General features: G+C 39.1%; 7 protein-coding genes and 1 pseudogene. 3 read left to right on the plus strand and 5 right to left on the minus strand.

The annotated features are described in order from the left end of the window. Positions 1-846 (minus strand): annotated as a pseudogene (locus HMPREF2926_RS09405) (hypothetical protein); the annotation flags it as partial. A gap of 154 nt (positions 847-1,000) precedes the next feature. On the opposite strand from HMPREF2926_RS09405, the gene pepF reads away from it, so the two are divergent. The 3 genes from pepF (at position 1,001) to HMPREF2926_RS09420 (ending at position 5,746) form a co-directional block, all read left to right on the plus strand. After that, the gene (pepF, locus tag HMPREF2926_RS09410) at positions 1,001-2,797 is read left to right on the plus strand and encodes an oligoendopeptidase F (protein WP_070587594.1); all 1,797 of its coding nucleotides are present in this window, start codon (positions 1,001-1,003) and stop codon (positions 2,795-2,797) included. A 104-nt stretch (positions 2,798-2,901) separates the two neighbouring features. Beyond that, positions 2,902-4,710, plus strand: coding sequence for an NACHT domain-containing protein (locus HMPREF2926_RS09415; protein ID WP_070505363.1), 1,809 nt, complete (start codon positions 2,902-2,904; stop codon positions 4,708-4,710). Positions 4,711-4,954: 244 nt separating this feature from the next. After that, entirely contained in the window at positions 4,955-5,746 is a 792-nt protein-coding gene (locus tag HMPREF2926_RS09420) for a DUF2785 domain-containing protein (RefSeq protein WP_070505361.1), read from the plus strand. Positions 5,747-5,818: 72 nt separating this feature from the next. On the opposite strand, the gene trxA is transcribed toward HMPREF2926_RS09420, so the two are convergent. The 4 genes from trxA to HMPREF2926_RS09440 all read right to left on the minus strand — a co-directional run bounded on the left by trxA (position 5,819) and on the right by HMPREF2926_RS09440 (position 10,080). Then, a complete protein-coding gene (gene trxA / locus HMPREF2926_RS09425) occupies positions 5,819-6,133 on the minus strand; it encodes a thioredoxin (protein ID WP_070587596.1) in 315 nt (104 codons plus the stop codon). Positions 6,134-6,145: 12 nt separating this feature from the next. After that, the gene (locus tag HMPREF2926_RS09430) at positions 6,146-6,370 is read right to left on the minus strand and encodes a DUF4649 family protein (protein ID WP_049475182.1); all 225 of its coding nucleotides are present in this window, start codon (positions 6,368-6,370) and stop codon (positions 6,146-6,148) included. Between the two features lie 340 nt (positions 6,371-6,710). After that, a complete protein-coding gene (rpsO, locus tag HMPREF2926_RS09435; RefSeq protein WP_003004251.1) occupies positions 6,711-6,980 on the minus strand; it encodes a 30S ribosomal protein S15 in 270 nt (89 codons plus the stop codon). A gap of 412 nt (positions 6,981-7,392) precedes the next feature. Next, the gene (locus tag HMPREF2926_RS09440; protein WP_070587599.1) at positions 7,393-10,080 is read right to left on the minus strand and encodes a Cna B-type domain-containing protein; all 2,688 of its coding nucleotides are present in this window, start codon (positions 10,078-10,080) and stop codon (positions 7,393-7,395) included. Positions 10,081-10,291: the final 211 nt, after the last annotated feature.

Consider the following 10,291-nt stretch of genomic DNA (forward strand, 5'->3'; position numbering starts at 1 on the left):
TTCCGTAATGGTGTGAGTTCCTTTTGCGATCATTCCCGCAGATGGTGCAGAAGTCGATGGCTCTTTTCGAATACGGAGATCCGACACACTGACTTGTACTTGGAAGCTTTCCGATTTTTTCTCTTCCGATTTTGCTGCTGATTTGGAATCCCCTGTACCGTCAAAATTTTTCCAATCGAGCTTAGTGAGGTCTAACTTCTTAGCTGACATCCCAAGAGCTTGCTCCGCTGTTTGATCCCCACCAATTTGAATCGTCGCTTTCTTTTCTTCCTTAGCCTCCCCTTTTCCTAGCGAATAAAGGGTCAATTCCATTTCTGGATTCACAGATTGCCAAGTAGCATAGACGATTTGTCCATTGTCAAAAACATCTAAGCTGGAGCGATAGCCACCCACCGCAGCTGTATAAGCTGTATGGAGCAATTCAGCTTTTTGACCTTTAAGGTAATAGATAGCAGAAACATACTGTTTGTTTCCCGTGTATTGATTAGATACCAAGAGCTCATCCACACCATCTTTGTTCAAGTCTGTAAAGGCATACTGAAAGGTTACCGGAGTTCCTAAGCGCTCCAAAGCATCTAAATAAATGCTTTCTTCTGAACCAGATTGTATTTTACCTAATTCCTCAAACAGGCCAGTCTTATCCCCATTTTTAAGAGCACTATCATACTTAGCATACCGATCCAAAACCTCTTGATAGTACTTTTGACCTGTATCCTTTTTCTCTTTTTTGACAGCTGATGACGTTGCTGTCTTTGGTTTACTTTGACGTTCATATCGTTTGGGCGTACAAGCGACTAGAGATAGAACAGACACACCTGCCAGTAGTGAAATCATAACCTTTTTCATAAAAACCTCCTCATATCTATCCTAGTATATCAAAAATGGTCAATTTTTCCAGCTCTTTTCAAGATTTTCACACAAGCATCTTCCCTCTCCCTCTATGTTTCTGCCCTTTTTTCTGCTATACTTAAAGAAGAACACCGATCAAAAGGAGAACATTATGGAATTAAAAAAACGTTCTGAATTTCCTGAGAACGAACTCTGGGACCTCACATCCCTCTACCAAGACCAGGAAGACTTCTTGCGTGCCATTGAAAAAACACGTGAAGAAATCAATGAATTTGTCCGTAACTACAAGGGCAAGCTCCACACTTTTGAAGACTTCGAAGCTGCCTTTGCGGTCTTTGAACAGATTCAGATTCAACTCAGCCACATTGGTAACTACAGCTTTATGCCACAAACGACTGACTTTGGCGATGAAGCTTTTGCGGAAATTGCCCAAGCGGGGATGGATTTCGAAACTTGGGCCAGCGTTGAACTTTCCTTCTTTGATGATGCTTTGGTCGAAGCGGATGAAGATGTCCTCGAACGCCTGGGGCAACTCCCTCACCTCACTTTTGCCATTCGTCAGGCTAAAATTAAAAAAGCTCACTACTTGGGAGCTGATGTCGAAAAGACCTTGACCAACCTGGGGGAAGTCTTCTACGGACCACAAGATATCTATACCAAGATGCGGGCAGGCGACTTTGAAATGGCTGATTTCGAAGTCGATGGAAAAGTTTACAAGAATAGCTTTGTTACCTATGAAAACTTCTACCAAAACCATGAGAATGCGGAAATCCGTGAAAAAGCCTTTCGTTCCTTCTCAGAAGGTCTCCGCAAGCACCAAAACACAGCTGCTGCTACCTATCTAGCTCAAGTTAAGTCCGAAAAACTGATCGCAGATATGCGAGGCTACGACTCTGTCTTTGACTATCTCTTAGCTGAGCAGGAAGTGGATCGTTCTATGTTTGACCGTCAGATTGACCTGATCATGAAGGATTTCGCTCCAGTCGCTCAAAAATTCCTCAAACACGTAGCCAAGGTCAACGGCCTTGAAAAAATGACCTTTGCTGATTGGAAGTTGGATTTGGACAGTGCGCTCAACCCAGATGTTACTATTGATGATGCCTATGACTTGGTCATGAAATCTGTGGCACCTCTTGGGGAAGAATATTCCCGCGAAATTGCCCGCTACCAAACCGAACGCTGGGTTGATTTCGCAGCCAATGAAGGTAAGGATTCTGGTGGTTATGCAGCCGATCCATACCGCGTTCATCCTTATGTCCTCATGAGCTGGACAGGACGCATGAGCGATGTCTACACCCTGATCCACGAGATCGGACACTCTGGTCAGTTTATCTTCTCAGACAACAACCAAAGCTACTTCAACGCCCACATGTCGACCTACTATGTGGAAGCTCCTTCTACCTTTAACGAGCTCCTCCTCAGCGACTACTTGGAACACCAGTTTGACGATCCTCGTCAAAAACGCTTTGCCCTAGCTCACCGCTTGACAGACACCTACTTCCACAACTTCATCACCCACTTGCTAGAAGCAGCCTTCCAACGCAAGGTCTACACCTTGATCGAAGAAGGTGGCACCTTCGGCGCTAGCAAGCTCAATAGCATCATGAAGGAAGTCTTGACCGAATTCTGGGGAGACGCTGTTGAAATCGATGACGATGCAGCTTTGACCTGGATGCGCCAAAGCCACTACTACATGGGGCTTTACAGCTATACTTACTCAGCTGGCTTAGTTATCTCAACAGCGGGATACTTGCATTTGAAGAACTCCGAAAACGGAGCGAAAGATTGGCTGGACCTCCTCAAATCAGGTGGCAGCAAGACCCCACTTGAGTCAGCCATGATCATCGGAGCAGACATCTCAACTGACAAACCACTCCGCGATACCATCCAATTCCTTTCAGACACTGTCGATCAAATTATTGCCTACAGTGCAGAATTGGGAGAATAAGAGGATAAGAAAAAATATTTAATAATAAAGTTGACCTTTTGAATATACTATATACGATATGTTATTATTGATTTAATATTTACAGAAGATGATGGGAGAATATTATGCCAGTTACTAGTGAAAAATCTATTACAAATGCATTAGTAAAAATCCTTCCTAAATTATGGTCGAGGAGTAAAAAAGTTTATAATGATAAACAGTTTAAAGTTGAAAGTGAATTAGGAGTTCTTTTCAAAGATTACTTGGAATATTCATATGAAAAATATTCTACTGTAAAGACTTTATTGTACAAAAATGAAGGTAAATTTTTATACAATTTTTACGAACCACAGTTTTTAGAATCTGAAAATGGGGAGGTTATTGATACTACAAATTCAAGTTTGATTTTTCAGAAAAATAATAAAATAATTGTTACTGGAACTGGTGGGGTAGGTAAATCTATGCTAATGAAGCATATCTTTATTAACCAAATAGACACTGCAAGCAGTATTCCAATTTTTATAGAATTAAAATCTATAAACGAGAAGCCGTTAGATGATTTTGATTTTGAATTATTTATTTTTGAAGAGATTAAATGTCATCATTTGAATATAGAGAGAGAGCATTTTCAAGAAACTCTAAAATCAGGTGTATACACTATAATATTTGACGGACTTGATGAAATTATATCTACTCATAGAAATGTGTTAGATAAATCCTTAAAAGAATTTGTAGATAGATATAATAAAAACAGATATATTCTTAGCTCTCGTCCTTCAGATGATTTTATAGGTTGGTCTAATTTTTTAGAATATGAGATTAAGTTACTGACGAAGGAGCAAGCTGTTTCTCTTATTTTAAAATTAGAGTATGAATCAAAGTTAAAAAACAAGTTTGCAAAAGAATTAAAGGACATATTATATGATAACCATGAATCTTTTGCTTCAATCCCTCTGTTGTTAACTATTATGTTAATGACATATGAAGATGGTGCATCTATACCAAATAATCTAACTGATTTTTACAATCTAGCATTCTATACTCTTTATCAAAAACATGATGCATCAAAATCTGGATATAAAAGAGAATTGAAAGCTAATTTATCTCCTGAACAATTTAAAGAAGCTTTATCTTATCTAGCAATGAAAACTTTTTTCAAAGGACAGATAACCTTTAATTCTGACAGTTTTAATTCTTACCTTGATTCTTTCAAAGAAAAAAATACTATGAAGTTTGTAAATTCAGATTTCATTAGAGATTCTATTTCTAATGTTTGTATGATTTTACAAGATGGTATTTCTTATAAGTTTTCTCATAGATCATTTCAAGAATATTTTGCTGGTGTCGGGGTTAGTAAATTAGATGATCAAACACAAAAGAAACTTTTAACTTCATGGGCCATTGAAGACGGAAATCACATTTTATATAATAAAACCTTTCTTACAACTTTATTAACAGTTCAAAAAAATCGAACTTACTTAAATTTATATGTCGAATTGATAAAAAGAGTAAAAGTATTATATGAGAGTTCACAAGATTTAGGAGAATTTATAAGTATTTTCTTTAGAATGTTTAAGTTGGGTAAGAATTCATTTGAAAAAAATTCAGAAAGAATAGCTTTTATTATCAACGAAGATCACAGAGCGTTCTATCATATACATTTTAAGATTATTGAAGAATCTGATTTGAACATAGATGATATAGATGATATGGAAATAGGAGACGAGTATTCTAAAAAATTAATTAAATTCTTAGAAAAAAAAGGAGATGTAAATTATACTCAATTTCCAGAAGAATATAAAGAATCCCTATGTAAGTGGATTGAATCATGGTTTATTCAAAGATTGAATTTTATCTTTGATTGGTCCTCTAAGATTATCGAAAACAATAAAACCAAGAAGAGAACAACAGCTTCTATAATTGATGATATTTGATTTTTAGCAAATTTTTGATTTGTAAAAGGAAAAATTTGAGAATAGGCCTAGGGGTTGAACTATTCTCCTTGAGTCAGCCATGATCATCGGAGCAGATATCTCGACTGATAAACCACTCCGCGATACCATCCAATTCCTTTCAGACACTGTCGATCAAATTATTGCCTACAGTGCAGAATTGGGAGAATAAACTCCTCTACAGCCAACTCTAAAATATACTAGTAGAAATCCAGAGGTGCTTATGATGGATCAAGAACTACAAAGTAAAGTTACAGAAGAAAAACCAAGTTATAGCCGAGAAGAAATCCAGTGGTTGCTGGAACATTTGGGAGACCCCTCGCCAGAAATTCGCGATGATATCGTTTTTACAAGCTTGGCTAGAGGGATTCAAGAAGAACTCTTTACGCAAGAACAATTTCATTTCATTTCTGAGACGATTTTATCCGATGAAGGAGTAGAAAAAGAGATTGACAAGATTGGGCTATCGACACTTGATCGTTCTTTTAGAGCGCTTATTTATGCTAATCTCTTGTCTGCAGATGCCAACCAACAATCGATTTTTTATCAAAGATTAAAAGCTGATATAAGATATATTTTAATGGATCAAGGCTTACACTATCTTTTAAAAGAAAAGGATACAACAGGTTTTTCCAGCCAGTATGGCTGGGTTCACGCTTTTGCGCATGGAGCTGATCTTTTGACAGAAGTAGTTTGTCATCCGGACTTTCCTAATGACAAAGTTCATGAAGGATTGAACATACTTGGCCAAGTCTTTAGAAGAATTTCAATTCGTTTTACCGATGATGAGGATTGGCGTTTAGCTAGAGTGCTCTATGAACCTATTTTGCAAGGGAAAATCGAGCAAGAACAAATAGCTTCTTGGATAAAAACGCTTGACTTTCCAATAGAAGAAAGGGAAGATTTTTATAAATTTTCCAACCTTAGATCCTGTCTGTTAGAAGTCTATATTCAACTTGATCAGAGAGACTTTTTACAAGATGAGTTGAAAGAGACCATTCAGTCTTTTCAATACTAACTGTTGCACTTATTCTTGCAATTTATCATATAAAAAAGCACTCCCATTTTATTAATGGGAGTGCTTATGCTTTTAACTCAACTCAGCAATAATTGCCTTGATTTGGTCTGCAGTATGCACTCCTGCTACTTGTTTAACAACCTGCCCATCTTTTTTAAAGAGCAAGGTTGGAATGGACATAATGCCGAAAGCACGCGCTGTTTCTTGATTTTCATCCACATCCATTTTTAGGATTTTTAACTCATCATCCGAAAGTTCTTCCGATAATTTTTCTAAAATAGGAGCTTGCATACGACATGGACCACACCAGGTTGCCCAGAAGTCTACCAAGACCAATCCTTCTTTGGTTTCTGCTTCAAATGTTGCGTCTGTAATTGCTTTTGCCATTTTCTTTTTCCTTTAGTTCTGGTACTGCGTCAAATCTTGCTTCATCAAATAGAAGAAAACATCCCCGTAAGTCCCTTGGTAATCCAACTCATGCCCATTATAGGTCAGTTTCACAACAGGATAAAAATCTGCTACCCCAATCAAGCAAGCTTGTTGGGAGCGTTCAAACTCTTCGTAGGAATCAAAATGCATGACTCTTTCTTGTTTTGCACTGTCTAGATATGTAATTTCAATCATATCGATAACCTCTATTTCTTATGATGCATCAATTGTAACTCTAGACATTACATCTGTCAAATAAAACGACTTCCTCAGAATGATGAATCTCGTTCGATAAGGAAAAGACAAGAAAAAAGCCCTCTGAATCCAGAGAGCTCCATTCTTGCTAGATAAAACGTTTCTAGACAAGGCGACGAACCGAAGATTGTACCGGATTTCTTCTGAAAACAAAAAATCTCCCCGAAGGGAGATAGATCTGGTCTATTTTACCTTACGATGCTAGGAACCGAAGCCGAAGATTATACTCGAGTATATCGAGGCAAGGTGACAACGCAGCGTAAGTGGAAAATAGAGCAGATTAACGACGAAGTCCAAGAGAGTTGATCAACTCACGGTAACGGTTAACGTCGTTTGTACGAAGGTAAGCCAACAAGTTACGACGGCGACCGATTTTCTTCATCAAACCACGGTAAGTAGCGTGGTCTTTTTTGTGTTGTTTGATGTGTTCGTTCAAGTGGTTGATTTCCCAAGTAAGGACAGCAACTTGTACTTCTACTGAACCAGTGTCACCTTCGTGACGTGCGTATTGTGCAATGATTTCATTTTTTTTCTCTTTTGAGATTGCCATGATAAGCTCCTTTTCTTTATGCTCTATCCGAGTGGCAGGTTTGGCATATCCTGCTACCAAGAAAGAGTTAGTTGTCTATTCGACCTTTTTATTCTACCAAGATTTCATCTTTCTGTCAAACACTTATGTTTCCTTTAAGAGGAGCTTTACTCTTTTCTAAAAAGAACCTTGGGAATTTGGACAGCTTAACGAATTCATTCTTCAAGCAACTTATTCAAAAGAGAGTGGGACAGAAATCGGTAATTCGTTAGAATTTGATTTCGTCGTCCCACCTCCGCACAGTTGAGTAGGGCTGTAAAAGCTGATGAAATCAGCGTAGTAGAGCCCACTCAACCACTACGTCTTGCTCAACAATCCAAAAATAATTGAGAGGCTAGGACTTTTGTCCCCAGCCTCTTTATCGGTATGAAGCTTATTTCTCTTTCCGTTTACCACGCAAGAGCAAAGCCAAAGCAAAAATTGCTAAGAGGGCACCGAGTATGGTCAACCCGTAAGCAACAACTTCACCAGTTGATGGAAGAATTTTTTTCTTTCCTTCTTTTGGTGTAGTTGGAGTTTCTGGTTTTTCCGGTGTGCTTGGCGGCGTTGTTGGTGGTGTCGTCGGTGGAGTTGTAGGAGGAGTTGTTGGCGGTGTCGTTGGTGGGGTTGTAGGCGGAGTCGTTGGCGGTGTGCTTGGTGGAGTGGTAGGTGGTGTTGTTGGTGGCGTATGACGGTTGGTTACTGTGAAACCATCAATGTTGCTTGTATAACCTGCTACTGGATCCTCTGTAATCGTGTAGGCAATCTTCTTACCTTCCTTGTATACGGGTAGATCCGTAAAGCTTGCTTGCCAATTATCAGTAGCTGTGATTTCTTTTACAGCTACTTCTTGACCATCCGCAAGGAGACGAACTGTGATTTTTTCAGGACGAAGACCATCCTTATTGTCTGCATCATCCCAGATCTTCTTGACCGCTACTTCCGTTACTTCTGGTGTGCGGCTATTGGTAATCACTACATTTCCCTTGTTACTGTCATCAACCGTACTAGTATAGCCTTTGACTGTTCCAACTTCTTTCACTTGGTACTGAATCTCTTTGCCTTTCGCTTTTAGAGGCAAATTGCTAAAGGTATGAGTCCAGTTATTTTTAGCAGAAAGTTCCACTTCTTTTCCTTGAGCTTTGCCATCTGCATAGAGCTGTACCTTAATGGCGCTTGGACGTTTGCCATCTTGGTCATTGTTGTCTTCCCAACGTTTTGTAACAGTGACGCTGGTTTTACCTGGCTTGTAGCTATTGGTAATGGTTGTTCCATCAATAGCAGCAGAGTAATTGGCTACTGTGTCTTCTGTGACTGTGTAGACAATTTGTTTGCCGTGATTGTATTTTGGAAGATTGGTAAAGACTGTCTTCCAATCAGTTGCTGCACTTAGCTCTTGGCTAGCTACTTCTGTACCATCTGCAAGGAGACGAACAGTAACCTTGTCAGGACGAACGCCATCTTGGTTGTCATTGTCTTTCCAAACTTTCGTTACTGGAATCTCAACGACTTCTGGTGTCCGAGTGTTAGTAATATTGGTTCCTTCGATAGTTGTTTCATAGCCTTCAACAGGTTCTTCTGAAACAGTGTAGGCAATGACATTGCCAGCATCATCGACCACATCGAGATTATCAAAATGATAAGCCCAAGTTCCTGCTGCATCTGGTTTCACTTCTTTAGAAGCGACTTTGACACCATTTGCTAGGAGGTTGACTGTGATTTTTGACGGACGCTTGCCATCTTGATCGTCATTGTCATTCCATGTCTTTTGACCAGCAACGCTTGTCTTTTCTTTTTGGTTCACAACATCACGAGAAATCGCAAGGTCATTTCCAAAATCGTCCTTGCTAATCTTGATAGGTTCTTCAGAGAGAACATAGCCTGTTGGAGCTTGAATTTCTTGAACCGTATAAGCTTGTTTGATCAAGCCCGTAATGGTGCCAACACCATTCTCATCTGTCGTAATGGTTCCCACTTGCTCACCAGTATCATCTGCTGTCACAGCAAAGACGGCACCTGCAAGCGCTTGGCCATTTTCACCTTTTTTATGAATGGTGAATGAGTACTTCTCACCATTGAAGTGTCCATCAAAGAACTGATACAGAATGTCTGCTACCTTATTTTGCTCCTTGATTTCTGTAGCTGTCATGCTAGCATTGTTTTTAAAGGATGTATTGATGGCTGGGACCTTGTCCAAATAGACATCATAGCGAATCGTCATTCCTTGTTCTGGAGCTAGATCTCCAATATGAACCGTTAGAGATTGACCATCAGCACTGACAACAGGGGAATAATTTTTCGTGACATTTGTGGTGTCTCGTAAATGATAAGCCCCATCTTCATCACTAACCTGCCAAGTTCCTGTATGGATGTTAACAGAATCTGCCTTGATCTTCCCATCTGTAAAGGCCAATTGGTCTTTAATGTCAATATTATGAAGGGCTGTGTGGCCTTGATTGATGTTCAAGGTATAGGTCAATTTTAATTTATCGTCTGAGTTGGTCCACCCCCACTTGCTAAAAACTTCTGGAGTAGGAGGATTCTCACCTGGATTGACCCCTTTGTAATCGATATTTCCACCTGAAATCACTTTCTTATCGATCGTAAGAGTAAAATCAAGTGTCTTTTGTCCTTTGACGACTTGGTGGTCTACACGCGCAAAGAAACGCAGTTTCCCTGTCACATTGGCCATTCTTTCAGGATAGTCCGTATAGGTTACGGTGATGACTTTTCTTTGATCATCTACTGTTGCTGTCGCAACTTTTTGACCGCTTGGATCCAGCAGGTCAATGGTGTCCGTTTCAAAGACCTTAAAGTCATCTCCAAGTTGGATAACGGTCTGATCTCCCTTTTTTACACGTCCATTCGGCAACACAAAGTTTGCTTCAACTTGAAAACTCTCCCAAACACCGAGTGGATCTGTAATCGCTCCACCAGTTGATTTCGATATGTTTACAGATGTCACAACATCATTGATCGTATCTGCATGGACTTTAGCTGGACTATTGGGTTTGGCAAATCCTAAAGCCACTAGTAAAAATAGGGCAACTGTTGTCACAACAGAATAGAGCCACTTTTTCATAAACGATTTTTCTCCTTTTTTTACGTTTACTAGATAAGGTATGTGAGTCGAAAAATTATCACTACATATTGTGATTTTATACACAACCCATCTTTTTTCATTATAATCGATTTACTTTGAGAAGACAAGCTATTATATATGCTTTTTTGTATTTTAAGTACATTTTTTTGATACAAAAAAATAGAGAGTGGGACAGAAATCGGTAATTCGT

The organism is Streptococcus sp. HMSC078D09 (assembly GCF_001813675.1).
Taxonomy (GTDB): domain Bacteria; phylum Bacillota; class Bacilli; order Lactobacillales; family Streptococcaceae; genus Streptococcus.

Bases quoted from the DNA above. Each gene is read 5' to 3' on its own strand.
- pepF (WP_070587594.1), top strand. From the start codon at position 1,001: ATGGAATTAAAAAAACGTTCTGAATTTCCTGAGAACGAACTCTGGGAC.
- HMPREF2926_RS09415 (WP_070505363.1), top strand. From the start codon at position 2,902: ATGCCAGTTACTAGTGAAAAATCTATTACAAATGCATTAGTAAAAATC.
- HMPREF2926_RS09420 (WP_070505361.1), top strand. From the start codon at position 4,955: ATGGATCAAGAACTACAAAGTAAAGTTACAGAAGAAAAACCAAGTTAT.
- trxA (WP_070587596.1), bottom strand. From the start codon at position 6,133: ATGGCAAAAGCAATTACAGACGCAACATTTGAAGCAGAAACCAAAGAA.
- HMPREF2926_RS09430 (WP_049475182.1), bottom strand. From the start codon at position 6,370: ATGATTGAAATTACATATCTAGACAGTGCAAAACAAGAAAGAGTCATG.
- rpsO (WP_003004251.1), bottom strand. From the start codon at position 6,980: ATGGCAATCTCAAAAGAGAAAAAAAATGAAATCATTGCACAATACGCA.
- HMPREF2926_RS09440 (WP_070587599.1), bottom strand. From the start codon at position 10,080: ATGAAAAAGTGGCTCTATTCTGTTGTGACAACAGTTGCCCTATTTTTA.